Consider the following 15,652-nt stretch of genomic DNA (forward strand, 5'->3'; position numbering starts at 1 on the left):
TCCGGCTTTTCCCGCAGCCCTGTGCTGCGGGGAACGGGTTTTTCAACGGGGTCGGTCCAGCAATGGACCGGCCCCGTTGTGCGTCCGGGCGGCTTTACAGGAAAGGATTGTCCACCTTGGCAGGCTTGCGTGGCGGCAGGGCATCGGGCAGGTCTTTTTGTGCCTCAAGCGTCGTGACCACCTGCTGCATGAAGGCGAGCAGCGCCTGGGCGCGGGCCAGCCCGGCCCTGTCGCGGCAGAAATCCGTCTGGCCATAGAAAGCGATGCTGTCGGTGCCGTTTTCCACCGTCATGCCGCCAATGGTGCGGCTGGCGCTGTTATCGGCGAAGGGCACGAGGGCGGGGGAGTGGGCGGTCATGGTCATGTCTCCTTCATCCAGAATATTTCTTGCAGGGCAGGTGCAGAATCCGCTCGTAAACAAGCCGAAGTTTTTGGTGAAGCTTTTTTCAAAAAGCTTCAAGGAACACCGCTTTTTAGAAAAAAGGCAGCCCCCAAAAACTTTTAATTTTTCTTTTTACCAACGAGCATATACACGCCGCCGGGTGCGCCGCCGCGCGTGCTTCGTGGCCGTGCGGGCATGGCCAAGCGGCAGCGCCATGCAGGTCTGCTTTACGTTCGCTGGCAGCGCGGGGAAGGGATCGACACCGGTGATGCGGGTCAGTTCCACCACGCTGACATGGCTGCAACCGGGGCTGCGCGCCACATTATGGCAGACATACACGCCCGATTGCTGCCTGCGGGGGTCATAGACCGCCTTCCATGTGGAGGTCGGCACAAGCACCCGGTCCGGTCCGATGGCTGACAGGCTGCTTGCGTGGAAGGCGGGGCCGGTCACCACGTAAAGATTGCCCGTGCGCAGGGCCAGGCCACGCACAGCGGATTCGATCTCGGCCCAGCGGCCCCGGTTCAGCGCCGCGCGCTGGGGCACGATGTTGGAGAGCGCGAAGGTTTCCTGCTGGCTCTGCCGGTCGGGCATGTCGCCCGAGGGCGCCATGTGCCCGCGATCGAAGCCGGAGCGCACGTAATCCTCAAGTTCGGCGCGCGCGCCGGGGGCAATGCGCGTGTCAGGGTGGAATTCACCTTCGCGCGGGGTCTGCATGGCCGCGCGGACCATGGCGGTGTCGAGGTGCTCGGTCACCCATAACGGCTCTCGCGCCAGGGCGGAATACAGCACGGCGAAGCGGGTACTGCACAGGAGTTGCGTATCGTGCGCCAGTTTCGGGTTATCCACCACGGGCAGTTGCTGGCCTGCGCCGAGTTCCGCGCAGCCTTCGGCGCGGGCGGGCAAAGTGGCTGCAAGGGCCGTGGCAAAAAGCAGCGCGGACCAGGCCATGCGCGGGCAGAGAAAGGGGTGAGGCACGCTCTGGTGTTATCCATCTGTTCTGGTAAAACGGCAGCTTATCCATGAAACATCTGCTGGAGCAGGGCAATGGCTGAACGACCCGACCAAGGCAATCCGCAGCAGTCGCAGCCCTTTATCATGAACCGGCACGAACTGGCCCCGACCCCGCGCGAGCGCCGGTTGCGGCTCGGTCTGCGCGTGGTGACGGTGCTGCTGCTGGCAGCGGCCCTGATTGATCTGGCGCTCCAGTACATCAGGCATCCCGCCTAGCGCACGGAAAGAAAACCGATAAAATTTTTTGGTAAAGCTTTTTTCAAAAAGCTTTGAAAGAAAAGGCTTTTTCAAACACAGACGGCACCAGTTACCGTGCGCCGGTGCCCGCGTGTGAGGGCGGCGGCAGGTCGGTCTCTGGCGTGGCACGGCCGAGTGCAATGGTGACGTCCACCGTCTCCTGATTGACCAGCGCATCGAACCCGGGGTCGACTACCGGGTTGCGGGTAGCCGCTGCCATGTCGCCAAAGCGCAGATGCGCCCAGTCAATCCGCGCATCGGCGGCGCGGGTCATGTCAAAGGCCACCATCGGGTGGCGGGTGCCATCAGGGGCGGTATAGAACCAGGCAAAATGGCAGCTTGCAGGCGCGCCGCGCTGGGTAAACAGCGCATGCACGAAGCCCGGCGTCACATCGATCTGCACTGTGTTCATGAGGTAGTGGGGGATCTGTTTCTGTAGCGCGGGCGTGACCTGCGTGTTGAACAGCCCTGCCTGAATCATTTCCGATATGTGGGCCAGGAAGGTTGCCTGATTGATGGTCATGTCCACCCGGCAGGGCGTGCTCTGGGCAAAACGGGTGTCGATGCCCCAGGCATGGGCCGTGGTCTGCGGCCCCATGATCGGGGCGGGATAGGCCGGTGCCGCATGGCCCGGAACGGGCAGCAGGGCCACGGCCAGACAGGCCCCCGCACCTTCAAGCAGGTGGCGCAGGCGATGCGGGCGGGGAAAGCATGCAGGGCGGTACAAGGCGGCAGGAGTCCGTATTCAGGGGTAGGGAAACAGGCTGACCCCTTTCCTGTCATGAAGAGGGGCGTCTTGCCAGCCCTGCCCGGCAGGCGGGGTATGCCTCATGGCAGGGTTGCATATCAAATCTATGTAATCGGCACCTATGTTTCTGCATTTATTAAAAATATATTATATCTTTAATGTATTGTTCCAGTATCGATTTATCCATTCATAAAAGTGGCCCTTGAAATGCCACAATAATGCTCTTTCTATCCTTGCCGGCAAATGCTACAGCATGCGGCAACACGATACGGCACAGCGTTGCGAAATCGGACGCAAGTGTCTGTAAAAAAATGTTTTTAACAGCCAATACGCCGGGAAACCCTTCGGTCCGGGCCGCGTTGGCGCGTTACGGTAATAGCAAGAAACAGGCCATGACCGGCATGCGGGTTGTCTCCAGATGAGGGGAAACCGTACGGCATGCTGGTGCAAAGGGCCGCTCAGGGCAGGAAGTCATGTTTGATTCAAAGATCATAGAAGTTGATGGCGTGTTTGTGGGGGCGGCCATCATTACCGGGCTGGCCACGTCGCTGCGCTTTTATGCCACGCATGAAAGCGTGCGCTCGCTGCATAACGCCATTCTGCCCGACCTTGCGGCGCTGCGGCACCATGTTACGGCCACGTTTCGCCGCATGGGGCGTGGCAGGGCCTGCCTGCCGGGCGCATAAACCTGAAAGTTTCGGGTGAAGCTTTTTTCAAAAAGCTTCGATAAAGAGTGCCGCCGTGGCCAATCACGGCGGCACTTGTAAATTCTAGCGGCTGGTGCGGCGGCCAAGCTGGCTGACATCGCGCACGGCGCCACGGGCAGCGCTGGTGGTCAGCGCGCTATAGGCCTGCAATGCGACCGAGACCGTGCGCGTGCGGTCAGGCTGCCAGGCGCGGTCGCCGCGCTCTTCCATCGCCTCGCGCCGGGCGGCCAGCGTGGCATCGCTTGCGGTGGTGCGCAGGATGCGGTTGGGGATGTCGATCTCGATCGTGTCCCCTTCCTCCAGCAGGCCGATGATGCCGCCTTCCGCCGCCTCGGGCGAGATATGGCCGATCGAAAGCCCCGAACTGCCGCCCGAGAAGCGGCCATCGGTAATCAGAGCGCATTTCTCGGCCAGGCCCTTCGATTTGAGGTAGCTGGTGGGGTACAGCATTTCCTGCATGCCCGGACCGCCCTTGGGGCCTTCATAGCGGATCACCACCACGTCGCCCGCCACGATCTCGTTGCCCAGAATGGCGGAGACGGCGGCATCCTGGCTTTCAAAGATGCGGGCCGGCCCGGTGAAGGTGAGCAGGTTGTCCGCAACACCTGCGGTTTTGACGATGGCGCCATCCTCGGCCAGGTTGCCAAACAGCACGGCCAGCCCGCCATCGCGGCTATAGGCATGCTCCGCATCACGGATCGCGCCATTCGCCCGGTCGGTATCAAGGGCCTTGTAGCGGCTGGACTGCGAGAACGCCTGCGTGGTCCGCACGCCGCCGGGGGCGGCGCTGAAGAAAGTACGGGCGGCTTCATTGGCCGTATCGGCGTTGATGTCCCACTGCGCCAGACCGGCCGCCACGCTCGGGGCATGCACGCTCGGCGCATCGAGATGCAGCAGCCCTATGCGGGCCAGTTCGCCCATGATGGCGGGAATGCCGCCGGCGCGGTGCACGTCCTCCATATGGATGTCCATGCGCGAGGGCGAGACCTTGCACAGGTTGGGCACACGGCGCGAGAGGCGGTCGATATCGGCCATGGTGAAGGGCACTTCGCCCTCGTGGGCTGCAGCCAGCAGGTGCAGCACGGTGTTGGTCGAGCCACCCATGGCCACATCGACCGTCATGGCGTTTTCAAACGCGGGCTTGGTGGCGATGCCGCGCGGCAGGGCGGTGGCATCATCGTTTTCATACCACCGCTTTGCCAGCGCCACGATGTCGCGGCCCGCGCGCTCGAACAGGTCGCGCCGGTCGGTGTGGGTGGCGACAAGGCTGCCATTGCCCGGCAGGGCCAGGCCGAGCGCCTCGGTCAGGCAGTTCATGGAATTGGCGGTGAACATGCCCGAGCACGAGCCGCAGGTGGGGCAGGCGGAGCGTTCGATCGTGGCTGACTGCTCATCGCTGACATCCGGGTTGGCCGCCGCCACCATTGATGTGATGAGGTCAACCTGCTGCTCGGTGCCGTTATTGAGGATCTTGCCCGCTTCCATCGGCCCGCCAGAGACGAAGATGGTGGGGATGTTGAGCCGCATCGCCGCCATGAGCATGCCCGGCGTGATCTTGTCGCAGTTGCTGATGCACACCAGCGCATCGGCGCAGTGGGCATTGACCATGTATTCCACCGCATCGGCAATCAGCTCGCGCGAGGGCAGGCTGTACAGCATGCCGCCATGGCCCATGGCGATGCCGTCATCGACCGCAATGGTGTTGAACTCGCGGCCAATGCCACCGGCCTCGGCCACGGCGCCCGCCACGAGCTGGCCCAGGTCCTTGAGGTGGACATGGCCGGGCACGAACTGCGTGAACGAGTTGGCAATGGCGATGATGGGCTTGCCGAAGTCGCCATCCTTCATGCCGGTTGCACGCCACAGGCTGCGCGCACCGGCCATGTTGCGGCCATGGGTCGTAGTGCGGGAACGATAGGCGGGCATGACAGTGACCTCTCGCGTCAATCTGGTTACAGAAGGGGATTGAAGTTGCCTGATCGCATACAGGACGCACGCCCCCCGCGCCACCCCAAAGCGCACCGGCCTGAACCAGCCGTTAACCGGGAGTGTGCAAGGCTGTGGGGCGCGGTGGGCGCAACTCCACCCCGTGGCCAGTCGTTCATCTGATAGCTTATCCTCATCTGCACAAGGAGCACATGCAGCAATGCCTCAACCGGAACCCAAGAACAGCACGGCACGACGCGGGGTGCTGGCGCAGATACGTTTTCCGGTTCTGGGGGTGCTGGCTATCGCGATCATGGCGCTGGTCATCTTCTGGTCATGGGACTGGTTCATTCCCATCGTGGAGCGCAGGGCGGGCGCGGCCCTTGGCCGCAAGGTCACGGTGGCGCACCTGCATGTGCATATCGGGCGCGTGATCCGCGTCAGCGCCGATGACGTGCGCATTGACGAGCCGGACGGGTTTGAAAAGCTGCCGCCCTTCGCCACGGCCGACCACCTGATGGTGGGCTTCAACCTGTGGCACCTGCTTGAAGGCCGGATCGACCTGCCGGTCATAGCACTCGACAGGCCGGTGGTTGAACTCAACGCGCCGCGCGGGGGGCGGGCCAACTACCAGTTTCCTGACAGTGGTGGCAGTTCATCGGGCGGCATGCCGCGGATTGGTGAACTCAACATCAATGACGGCGCGCTTCACCTCGTGCATGCGGGCCTGCGCAGCGACATGCGCGCGCAAGTGCATACCACGCCCGGCAAGGGCGACATCCAGCCCCGCATCGTGGCTGACATACGCGGCACCTATACCGGGCAGGCGATTATCGGCCATTTCTCGGGTGGGGCGCTGGTCTCGCTGGCGGACCGGACAAAACCCTACCCGGTGGACGTGGACGTGCGCCACGGCCCCACGCGGCTGACACTGGCGGGGTCGGTTGATGATCCGATTGCGTTCAGGGGCGCGCGGCTGCGGCTGACGCTGGCGGGGCCGGACATGTCGCTGCTTTACCCGCTGACCGGCGTGGTGATTCCGCAAACCCCCGCCTACCATGTGGCGGGCGGGCTTGATTATGTTGATGGCCGGGTGCGCTTTCATGAATTCGAGGGCACGGTGGGCTCCAGCGATCTGGGCGGCACGCTCAGCGTGGACCCGCACCAGGCCGTGACCTTTGTTGATACCGACCTGCACTCGCGCCATGTGGACCTTGCCGATCTGGGCGGCTTCTTTGGTGCGACGCCGGGCGACCATCCCTCGACCGCGCAGCAGGCGGCGGAGGAAAAGGCGCATGAGGCCAGTGGGGCCGTACTGCCCACAACGCCGATCAACATGCCCAGGCTCAAGGCCACCAATGTCCATCTCGCCTATCATGGCGACCATATCGAGAACCGGCATGTCCCGCTCGACAATATCGACGTGCTGGCCGATATCCGCGATGGCACGATCGATGTACATCACCTGAACTTTGGCGTGGGCCGTGGCCGTCTGGCCAGTAGCGGCACCTTCGTGCCGCAGGGCAACGGGGTGGATGCGCGCATCCGCATCGACATGGAACAGATCGACCTTGCCCGCCTCATGCAGGCCATGGGCCGCAACCTGCATGGGCAGGGCATTATCGGCGGCCACATCATGGTGCATGGCCATGGCCAGTCGCTGGCCCAGATCGTGGGCAGTGGCAATGGTGGTATTACCGTAGCGCTGGATGAGGGCGGTGATATTTCGGCCATCCTGCCCGACCTGCTGGGGCTGGAACTGGGCAAGGCGCTGCTCTCCGCCCTTGGGCTGCCCGCGCGCACCGACCTCAAATGCCTCATAGCCGACATGCCGCTCAATGAGGGCGTCTTCCATACCCGCACCATGCTGCTTGAAACGGGCGATACCCGCACGGTAGGCAAGGGAGACATCAAGTTCACCAACAATACCATCGACTATACGCTGCTCACGCACTCGCGGCATTTCGCCATTGCATCCTTTCCCGGCCCGCTTTACATCACCGGGCCGCTTAAAAGCCCCCATATCCGACCTGGCGCCGAGATTATCGGTCGTGCCGTGGCCTCGGTGCTGACGGGTTTCGTGTTTTCGCCCATCGGGCTGCTGCCCACCATTGAAGGCGGCGTGGGCAAGAACTCATCCTGCGCCAGCGCGATTCATGACGTGAACGAGAACCCGGCCGCGGGTATCGCGCCGCATGCCTCGCGCCCGGTGCGCCACGGCAGCCATGCGCGGGCAAGGGCTTCGCATGCCACGGCTCCGTCGGTTGGCAGCGGCGGGCTGAGTGCTGCTGAACGCGCGCGCATTCATGCCGCCTGGGCTAAAAAGATGGCGGCGCATTGAAGGGTTATTTGTAATTAATTGATTGATAATAAATGATAAAAGTGTTTGGGTGCCGCCTTTTTTCAAAAAGGCGGCATTCCTTGAAGCTTTTTGAAAAAAGCTTCACCAAAAACGTTCTTCTGTCTGCATGCCGTTTTCTGTTTGGGCTTTTCATGCAGCCGCCAGCCCCGCGAATCCCTGCTTGACCGTGCAGGCCATTTCGGCAAAAAGGGGAAACAGCATGGCAGAAATGCTATAATGCCGGGTTAGCACAGTGGTAGTGCAGCGGTTTTGTAAACCGAAGGCCGGGGGTTCAAATCCCTCACCCGGCACCATTTGCATAAAAATCATGAAAAGTTTTTGGTGAAGCTTTTTTCAAAAAGCTTTGAAAAGACGCTGCCTTTTAAAATTAAAGGCAGCGCGCCAGGCCTTTCAGGCAAAAATACGCGCCATCCATTCCTCCACCGTATCGCCGCTGCTGATGGCAGGGTCGATCAGGCCATCGACCATGAAAGTGGGCGAGACGTGAATGCCATTCTGGCGGGAATATTTGCACTGCCACTTGATGGCCTTCTGCAATGCGGGCACGGCAAAGGCTGCGGCCAGTTTCAGCCCGCTATGGCGTTCGATCCGGCGGATGATGTCGTTGGGGGTCGCATCCATGTTCGGCCCGGCGCAGTGGTCGGTAAACTCGAATTCCTCGCGGTGCGCGCCTACGGCAGACATGACGGCACGGGCGGCGTCCCGCCCGTCGGGCAATGTTGCTGCGGCAAGGATGCAGCGCACGATCACGCCCGAGAACATGTGCCACGGCTGTGACTGGAGGCGGATCTTGATGGTGATGCGCTCCGGCCCCGCGGCCTCGAGCAGTTCGGGCAGCTTGGTGAAGGCCCGGACGGAAAACGGGCAGGTCGGCTCCAAAAACGCCTCGAACACTTTCGGGCCGTGGCCCCATACGAGCGGATCGACATGCAGGGTATCGGCGGGTGCTGCCATGTTGGGAACTCCTTCAGGGTTGGGGCAAGCCGGTGACAGAATTCTAGAAACCATACCCGTTCGCGTGGTTCCATGGGCATGGCACGCAAAATGCGGCATAAGCATGCGTTTTCCCGTTTCTGTATGGTGGTGGCCCATGGCGCGTACCCTTTTGCTCAAGAATGCATTGCGTCTCGTGACGATGGATGCCGCGCGGCGCGAGATCGAAGGCGGGTGGGTGCTGGTGCGTGACCGGCAGGTGGCGGCTATTGGCACGCCCGCCGACCCGCTGCCCGCCGCCGATGACGTGATGGACATGACCGGCCATGTGGTCATGCCCGGCATGGTCAACACCCATCACCACATGTACCAGACGCTGACCCGCGTCATTCCCGCAGCACAGGATGCCTCGCTGTTCGGGTGGCTGCAGGCGCTCTACCCCATCTGGGCGGGGCTGACGCCCGAGATGATCCGCGTTTCCGCCTGCACGGCCATGACCGAGCTGCTGTGGTCAGGCTGCACCACAAGCAGCGATCACCTTTACCTGTTCCCCAATGGCGCGCGGCTGGATGACGAGATCGAGGCGGCACGGCAGATGGGTATGCGCTTTCATGCCGCCCGGGGTGCCATGAGCGTGGGTGAAAGCAAGGGTGGCCTGCCGCCTGACAGCGTGGTGGAGGAGGAAGACGCGATCCTGGCCGACACCGCGCGCGTGATCGCGGCCTATCATGACCCCGAACCGCTGGCCATGCAGCGCATTGCGGTGGCGCCGTGCTCACCCTTTTCAGTGAGCCGTGACCTCATGCGCAATGCCGCCGCCCTGGCGCGCGCCACCGGCACCATGCTGCACACCCATCTGGCCGAAAATGCCAGCGACATCGCCTACAGCCGCGAAAAATTCAACATGACACCCGCCGAATATGCCGAGGATACCGGCTGGATCGGCCCCGATGTGTGGCATGCGCACTGCGTGCGGCTTGATGATGCGGGCATTCACCGTTTTGGCGCCACCCATACCGGCATGGCGCATTGCCCGTGCTCCAACATGCGCCTCGGCTCGGGCATTGCCCCCGTGCGGCGCATGGCGGCGGCGGGCATGCGGGTGGGGCTGGGCGTGGATGGCTCGGCCTCGAATGATGGCAGCCACATGCTGGGCGAGGCCCGGCAGGCCATGCTGCTTGGCCGCCTGCTTGATACGCCCGATGGCCAGCCCATGATGCAGGCGCGTGAAGTGCTGGAACTGGCCACGCGTGGTGGGGCAGCCGTGCTGGGGCGTGACGATATTGGCCATCTCGCGCCGGGCATGGCGGCGGATATCGTGGCGTTTGACCTGCGCGGCATCGACCATGCCGGCGCGCAGGCCGACCCGGTGGCGGCCCTTGTGTTCTGCACGCCCCGCCGGGTGGCCTGCACCATTGTCAACGGGCGCGTGCTGGTCCGGGGCGGGCAGTTTACCGAACATGACCCCGCACGCTTGGCTCACCGGCATAATGAACTGGCGCGCGAACTGCTGCAAAAGGCCTGAACCCGGCCCTGCCGTGGCTCAGGGTCGGGGGGTGAGGCCGCGCTGGTAGCGGCGGTAGCCCCTGCGCCCGAGCAGTTTCATGATGGGCAGGCTCAGGTTGAGCAGCCGCATGGAGGTGAGGCAGGCATGGGTGAACAGCTTGTCGAACACGGAACTGAAGATCTCGCGGCTGCCACGCTCGCAGCATTCAAGAATGCGCCCTGCGGTGACATCGGGTTCCTGTGGTGGGTCGATGAAGTTGTAGATCGACCCGCCTGCCGCCATTTCCTGGCTGAGCATGGGGGTGTTGACGCTGGCGGGATAGATGGAGGAAACCTGTATGCGCCGGGGCCGCAGTTCCTGCTCGAGCGCGCGCGCGAACCCGCGCAGGCCGAATTTGGCTGCCGTATAGACACTGCTGCCCGCAAGCGGAAAAGCCGCGGCCATGGAATTGACGAAAACAATATGCCCCCTGCGCCGCATGATGGGCAGCAGGGCATTGGTCAGTTCGATCGGCGCGGTCAGGTCAACGGCAATCTGGCTGGCAATGGTGGTGCTGTCGAGTTCGCCCACTGCCTGCGGCGTAATGATGCCCGCGCAGTGTACCAGCACATCCACTTCGGGCGTGTGGGCGGCAATGTGGGTTGTAGCCTGCTTTATGCTCTCGCTATCGGTCAGGTCGCACACGACGGTGTTGATGCCGGGGCTTGCGGCCCGCGCCTGGCGCGACAGGATGATGATGGTGTAACCCCGCGCGCGCATGCGGCGGACGAGAGCCTGCCCGATACCGCCCGTTGCCCCCGTGACAACGGCAACCCGGCCTTCACCTGCACCGGGTTTTTCGTTTAACGCACTCTTTTCCAATGATCTTCGTACTTCCCTGAGCGCAATGCCTGTTGTCGCGCCTGATACGCGCCAGACCGGATATTCCGCAAGCTGTTTTGTCGTGCCATGACGGAATCATGTCACCCTCGTGGCGGCCATGGGACCATGCTAACTGGAATAAAATAATCCGTCGATAAGAAGCAGTCACTCTTTGTTACGTTATGGCCGAGTTGATTGACGCAACGCCCATGCATGCGCGCCTGAAAAGCATTGTTCCGGTCATGAAGGGGCGAAGAAGAATATGAACAGGAAAATGTTATTTTTTGATGATATTGGCATATCATCAGCGCATTTATATATCTGGATTGTAGGTATTCGCACTATTCGATGACTGGCAATGCCCTGTTACTGCAAAACCCCTGTACGCATCGTCACATCATGCTATTTTGAACTGTTCTTCATTAAGCCGGACAGTTCCCCGATGCCCAACCAGGGGCGTTGAGTCATCGCGGCCTTGGGGTTGGTTGTGTCTGGAGTTCCTTTCTGCCCGCTGGAAGTTCCTGCCTCCGTCCGGGGGGCGCGTACATGCACATGAAAGCGCGCGCTCCATACCTGGGCACCGGAACGCCGGAACAGCTTGTGCATGCCGCTCATACCTTGCGATATGCAACGCTGCGCATGGAGCAATACCATGCACGACTGTAACGCCGGAGGTATCTGATCTTACTGATTTCATAAGGGACTGTTTGAAAAGTCAGCCCGGAAAACATCCGCAAATCATAAGGAAGTTTTTGGTAAAGCTTTTTTCAAAAAGCTTCCAAGAACGCCGCCTTTTTGAAAAAACGGGCACCCAAAAACTTTTATCAATGGGTTGTTTTCAAACAATGTCCAAGGGACATGGCGGAGAGAGTGGGATTCGAACCCACGGTACGCTATTAACGTACACACGCTTTCCAAGCGTGCGCCTTAAGCCGCTCGGCCATCTCTCCAGCCGTATCGAAGTCTGCCACGCCCGTGGGGTGGCGGTATCCGATGGGTGCGGAACATATCACCAAATTCCGTCCGCGCAAGCGAAAAACGGCATGCCCTGACCGCCTGCCGCAATTCGGCCCGGCAGGCGGTCGGGGCAGGGGTTACTGGTCCATCTTGAGGGCTGCGAGGAAGGCGCTCTGCGGGATTTCGACCTTGCCGAACTGCCGCATGCGCTTTTTGCCTTCCTTCTGCTTTTCCAAAAGCTTGCGCTTGCGCGAGATGTCGCCGCCATAGCACTTGGCGGTCACGTCCTTCGACATGGCGCCAATGGTCTCGCGCGCGATGATGCGGCTGCCAATGGCGGCCTGCACCGCAATCTTGAACAACTGGCGCGGAATCAGTTCCTTGAGCTTGGCGCAGATGGAGCGCCCGCGCGTCTCGGCGGCCGAGCGGTGGGCGATGAAGGACAGCGCATCCACCGGTTCCTGGTTGACGAGGATGGAGATGCGCACGAGGTCGCTCTCCTCGTAGCCATCCATCTGGTAGTCGAAGCTGGCATAACCGCGGGTGACGGATTTCAGGCGGTCATAGAAATCGAACACCACCTCGTTGAGCGGCAGGCGGTAGACCGCCATGGCGCGGTTGCCCACATAGGTCAGGTCTTCCTGCACGCCGCGCCGTTCGCTGCACAGGGTCAGCACCGCGCCCAGATATTCATCGGGCACCATGATGGTGGCCTTGATCCACGGCTCCTCGATCGTCTCGATCAGCGACAGGTCGGGCATGTCGGCGGGGTTGTGCAGTTCCGCCGTCTCGCCATTGGTCAGCTTCATCTTATAGACCACCGAAGGTGCGGTCGCGATCAGGTCGAGGTCGAATTCGCGGCTGAGCCGTTCCTGGATGATCTCGAGATGCAGCAGCCCAAGGAACCCGCAGCGGAAGCCAAAGCCCAGGGCGGCGGATGTCTCGGCCTCGTAGTGGAAGGAGGCATCATTGAGCCGCAGCTTGGCCAGGCTGTCGCGCAGCTTTTCAAAATCATCGGCCACGATGGGGTACATGCCGCACCACACGACCGGGATGGAGGGCTTGAAGCCTGCCAGCGGCGTCTCGGCGGGGCGGCGGTCATCGGTAATGGTGTCGCCCACGTTGGTGTCGGCCACGGTCTTGATGGCGGCGTTGATGTAGCCGATCTCGCCCGGGCCAAGCTCGGCCACGTTGGTCATGCGCGGCGCGAACACGCCCACCTGGTCCACAAGATGCACCACGCCAGACGACATCATGCGGATGCGCATGCCGCGCTTGAGCCGCCCTTCCTTCACGCGCACCAGCGTGATCACGCCCAGATACGGGTCGTACCAGCTATCAACCAGCAATGCCTTGAGCGGGGCTTCGGCATCACCCGTGGGGGGCGGCAGGCGCTTGACGAGGGCTTCAAGCACGGCCTCGATGTTCAGCCCGGTCTTGGCTGAAACCTCGACGGCGTCCTCGGCGTCAATGCCAACCACTTCCTCGATCTGCTCCTTGACGCGCGGGCAGTCGGCGGCAGGCAGATCGACCTTGTTGAGCACCGGCACGATCTCGTGATTGGCGTCGATGGCCTGATACACATTCGCCAGCGTCTGCGCCTCCACCCCCTGTGAGGCATCGACGACAAGCAGCGAGCCCTCGCATGCGGCAAGCGAACGGCTGACCTCATAGGCGAAGTCGACATGGCCCGGCGTGTCCATGAGGTTGAGCACGTAGGTCTTGCCATCTTCCGCCGGGTAGGCCAGGCGGACGGTCTGCGCCTTGATGGTGATGCCGCGTTCACGTTCCAGATCCATGTTGTCCAGAACCTGGTTGGTCATTTCCCGCTGGGTCAGCGCGCCGCAGGCCTGGATCAGGCGGTCGGCCAAGGTCGATTTGCCATGGTCGATATGCGCGATGATCGAGAAATTGCGGATCAGGGAGAGGGGCGTGTCGGTCATGGGCGAGACATAGTGTAAATTTGCATGAAAGTCAGCCGCTACCTGTCATGCCGGGCAGGAAAATATCGGGGCGGGACCGCGCGGCCGCCTACATGCACGCCATCGTGATGCGATGGATGCGCGTGGTGCCATCGAGAATGATTTCCTGGCCATCAATGGCGCCAAGGCCGCGGATGCGCACAAGCTCATGCAGCGGGGCGGTTACGGGTGCGTCATGCCAGCGCTCGACCACATGCCCGCAGCAGGCCATGCCCTGCGCGGTATGGAGCAGCACGCGGTCGCCCACGCGTATGGCCGCCGTGGGCGAGATGATCAGCGTGCCATTCTTGCGGAAAATCGGCTCCATTGAATCGCAATCCACGTGCACGGCATAGGAATGATGGTCCGCCATGCCGTGATAATCCCATTTTTCCCACCGCTCGCCCTCGGGCAGCCCGGTCTCGTCGAACAGCTCGGGGTGCGCCAGTTGCGAGAACGGGGCGATCCGGAGGTGGGAATGATGCACCTTGCCATCCGCCTCGGGGTCGTCATGGCCCGCAAGCAGGCGGCTGAACCCCTCGAAGGATATGCCGGTGGCGCTGAGCGTGCGGGCAAGGCTTTCGGTACCCGGCCAGCGCGGGCGGCCCGAGGGGGTGATCCGCTTGGAAGGGTTGAAGGTGGTGCTGTCCAGTCCTGCCGCCCGTGCCAGGCCTGAAGGGGTCAGTCCGCGCTCGGCGGCCAGGCGGTCGATTGCGCGCCAGATGTCGGCATGGGTGATCATGGGGCCAGTTTCAGTATTTCGGTCCGGTGGCGGGCCTGCCCCTGCCCGGTGATGGTGAAGCGGGTCTCGCCATGCATATGGGCCAGGCCCATGCCGGTGAGCCTGCGCAGGCAGGGGTCATCGCGCAGGCCGGCCGGGCGTCCGTTTTCACCACTCAGCTTCAGCCGGTGCAGGGCCGAGCGGCAGCAGGTTTCAAGGTATGGTTCATTCCACATCGCGGCAGTGACCATTGCTGGCAGGCGGCAGCATGACCGCAACGGAAGTGGCGGAGGGCAACCGGGTTCAGGGTTATAGTTCGGAATGGATCTAGGTGTTTAAGTGTCACATAGTGCCATTATCGTGGGCTGTCCACCATGGGTATCGGGCTCATCTGCGTTTGCAGGGCAGGTGGCATGTGCTGCATGCGCTACGCTTTTGGCGCCTGATTACTATATTCAGGAATGATGACAGTGCATTGTCATGTTTCTGACCGGAATCTGACATATGTTTCTGTAAAGTTTCAGGTCGAAATCATTTTGTACAAGGCTCCGTTAATGAAGTTTCGTGAATATATGCTTGTTCTGGCAGTTGTCGCGGCAGGCACGGGCGTTTCCATCACGGCGCGGGCCGCTGATTGTGATGGCAGCCAGACCACCTCCAAATGGGATGTGCTCGGCCGCGTGGCGCAGGCCGGTGACTGCGCCAACACCCGGCTGCAGGACCGTGAGCAGGCCTGGAAGGACAAGCAGCAGAACGTTGAGCAGGGCTATCAGGACCGCAAGGATACGCTGCGCCAGAACACCGTGGGCCGGTGGGACAACGAAAAGCAGAATCTGACCGATGACCGCGACCGCGTGGACCAGAAGATCCAGAACGGCCGTGACCGGCTTGATGCGATTCGCAACGCGCCTAAAAATCGCCTCGACAAGCTGCGTGATGCAGGCAGCGAGGAACGCCAGCGCTGGGATAACCTGAAAAGCCAGACCGGCTCTGACGTGAGCAGCCTGTTCGGCGGCAATGGCCAGAACAACCAGTAAAGAATTGTTTGCGAATGGTTTTTAAAAGACTGTTTGAAAGCAAATCATTGATAAAAAAATAATAAAAGCTTTTGGTCGCCGCCTTTTTTCAAAAAAGGCGGCGTTCTTCGAAGCTGTTTGAAAAAAGCTTTACCAAAAACTTCCTTATGATTTCTGAATGTTTTCTGAGCTAACTTTTCAAACAGTCTTTTAGGCCAGGCAACGGAAAAGGCGGAACGGGCTGCGCCGCATGAAAGATGGCCCTGTTTCACGGCCCTGAAACGCAACATGCCCGGACAATGCCGGGCATGAAGGATAAC

General features: G+C 61.5%; 15 protein-coding genes and 2 tRNA genes. 6 read left to right on the top strand and 11 right to left on the bottom strand.

Features of this window, described 5'->3' with window-relative positions; translation table 11 throughout:
- Window positions 1–94: 94 nt before the first annotated feature.
- The gene (locus GXY01S_RS04790) at window positions 95–358 is read right to left on the bottom strand and encodes a hypothetical protein (protein ID WP_061272485.1); all 264 of its coding nucleotides are present in this window, start codon (window positions 356–358) and stop codon (window positions 95–97) included.
- Between the two features lie 156 nt (window positions 359–514).
- Window positions 515–1,360: a DNA/RNA non-specific endonuclease gene (locus GXY01S_RS04795; RefSeq protein WP_255210358.1), complete on the bottom strand. Its 846-nt coding sequence runs from the start codon at window positions 1,358–1,360 to the stop codon at window positions 515–517.
- A gap of 69 nt (window positions 1,361–1,429) precedes the next feature.
- Here GXY01S_RS04795 and GXY01S_RS04800 point away from each other — a divergent pair, with 69 nt between their 5' ends.
- Window positions 1,430–1,612: a hypothetical protein gene (locus GXY01S_RS04800; protein ID WP_061272417.1), complete on the top strand. Its 183-nt coding sequence runs from the start codon at window positions 1,430–1,432 to the stop codon at window positions 1,610–1,612.
- Window positions 1,613–1,703: 91 nt separating this feature from the next.
- Here GXY01S_RS04800 and GXY01S_RS04805 read toward each other — a convergent pair whose 3' ends face one another.
- A complete protein-coding gene (locus tag GXY01S_RS04805; protein ID WP_255210359.1) occupies window positions 1,704–2,360 on the bottom strand; it encodes a hypothetical protein in 657 nt (218 codons plus the stop codon).
- A 494-nt stretch (window positions 2,361–2,854) separates the two neighbouring features.
- Here GXY01S_RS04805 and GXY01S_RS04810 point away from each other — a divergent pair, with 494 nt between their 5' ends.
- Window positions 2,855–3,067 (top strand): hypothetical protein, encoded by a 213-nt coding sequence (locus GXY01S_RS04810; protein WP_061272419.1) that lies wholly within the window; start codon window positions 2,855–2,857, stop codon window positions 3,065–3,067.
- Between the two features lie 84 nt (window positions 3,068–3,151).
- On the opposite strand, the gene ilvD is transcribed toward GXY01S_RS04810, so the two are convergent.
- The gene (ilvD, locus tag GXY01S_RS04815; RefSeq protein WP_061272421.1) at window positions 3,152–5,014 is read right to left on the bottom strand and encodes a dihydroxy-acid dehydratase; all 1,863 of its coding nucleotides are present in this window, start codon (window positions 5,012–5,014) and stop codon (window positions 3,152–3,154) included.
- A 220-nt stretch (window positions 5,015–5,234) separates the two neighbouring features.
- On the opposite strand from ilvD, the gene GXY01S_RS04820 reads away from it, so the two are divergent.
- Together GXY01S_RS04820 and GXY01S_RS04825 are read left to right on the top strand one after the other, a co-directional pair.
- Window positions 5,235–7,355, top strand: coding sequence for an AsmA family protein (locus GXY01S_RS04820; protein WP_061272423.1), 2,121 nt, complete (start codon window positions 5,235–5,237; stop codon window positions 7,353–7,355).
- A 239-nt stretch (window positions 7,356–7,594) separates the two neighbouring features.
- A tRNA-Thr gene (locus GXY01S_RS04825) sits at window positions 7,595–7,669 on the top strand.
- 97 nt (window positions 7,670–7,766) lie between these two features.
- On the opposite strand, the gene GXY01S_RS04830 is transcribed toward GXY01S_RS04825, so the two are convergent.
- Window positions 7,767–8,330, bottom strand: a complete 564-nt coding sequence (locus tag GXY01S_RS04830; protein ID WP_061272426.1) for a DsbA family protein — start codon at window positions 8,328–8,330, stop codon at window positions 7,767–7,769.
- 136 nt (window positions 8,331–8,466) lie between these two features.
- Between GXY01S_RS04830 and GXY01S_RS04835 the strand changes: the two genes are divergently transcribed.
- Complete coding sequence (locus GXY01S_RS04835) at window positions 8,467–9,834, top strand: 8-oxoguanine deaminase (RefSeq protein WP_082770717.1); 1,368 nt, start codon at window positions 8,467–8,469, stop codon at window positions 9,832–9,834.
- A gap of 18 nt (window positions 9,835–9,852) precedes the next feature.
- Here GXY01S_RS04835 and GXY01S_RS04840 read toward each other — a convergent pair whose 3' ends face one another.
- From GXY01S_RS04840 to GXY01S_RS04860, 5 genes are all read right to left on the bottom strand, one after another.
- Window positions 9,853–10,677 carry an SDR family NAD(P)-dependent oxidoreductase gene (locus GXY01S_RS04840; protein ID WP_082770718.1) on the bottom strand — a complete coding sequence of 275 codons (825 nt, stop codon included), beginning with the start codon at window positions 10,675–10,677 and terminating at the stop codon, window positions 9,853–9,855.
- A gap of 859 nt (window positions 10,678–11,536) precedes the next feature.
- Window positions 11,537–11,627, bottom strand: a tRNA-Ser gene (locus GXY01S_RS04845).
- Between the two features lie 144 nt (window positions 11,628–11,771).
- Complete coding sequence (gene lepA, locus GXY01S_RS04850) at window positions 11,772–13,577, bottom strand: translation elongation factor 4 (RefSeq protein ID WP_061272429.1); 1,806 nt, start codon at window positions 13,575–13,577, stop codon at window positions 11,772–11,774.
- An 88-nt stretch (window positions 13,578–13,665) separates the two neighbouring features.
- Complete coding sequence (locus tag GXY01S_RS04855; protein WP_061272431.1) at window positions 13,666–14,337, bottom strand: S24 family peptidase; 672 nt, start codon at window positions 14,335–14,337, stop codon at window positions 13,666–13,668.
- Window positions 14,334–14,552 (bottom strand): hypothetical protein, encoded by a 219-nt coding sequence (locus tag GXY01S_RS04860; RefSeq protein ID WP_061272490.1) that lies wholly within the window; start codon window positions 14,550–14,552, stop codon window positions 14,334–14,336. The genes GXY01S_RS04855 and GXY01S_RS04860 overlap by 4 nt, the downstream gene beginning before the upstream one ends.
- A gap of 318 nt (window positions 14,553–14,870) precedes the next feature.
- On the opposite strand from GXY01S_RS04860, the gene GXY01S_RS04865 reads away from it, so the two are divergent.
- Window positions 14,871–15,353 (top strand): hypothetical protein, encoded by a 483-nt coding sequence (locus GXY01S_RS04865; RefSeq protein WP_061272433.1) that lies wholly within the window; start codon window positions 14,871–14,873, stop codon window positions 15,351–15,353.
- A gap of 44 nt (window positions 15,354–15,397) precedes the next feature.
- Here the strand turns inward: GXY01S_RS04865 and GXY01S_RS17955 are convergent, their stop codons facing one another.
- A complete protein-coding gene (locus GXY01S_RS17955) occupies window positions 15,398–15,622 on the bottom strand; it encodes a hypothetical protein (protein ID WP_110570407.1) in 225 nt (74 codons plus the stop codon).
- Window positions 15,623–15,652: the final 30 nt, after the last annotated feature.

The organism is Komagataeibacter xylinus NBRC 15237 (assembly GCF_001571345.1).
GTDB classification, from domain to species: Bacteria; Pseudomonadota; Alphaproteobacteria; order Acetobacterales; family Acetobacteraceae; genus Komagataeibacter; species Komagataeibacter xylinus.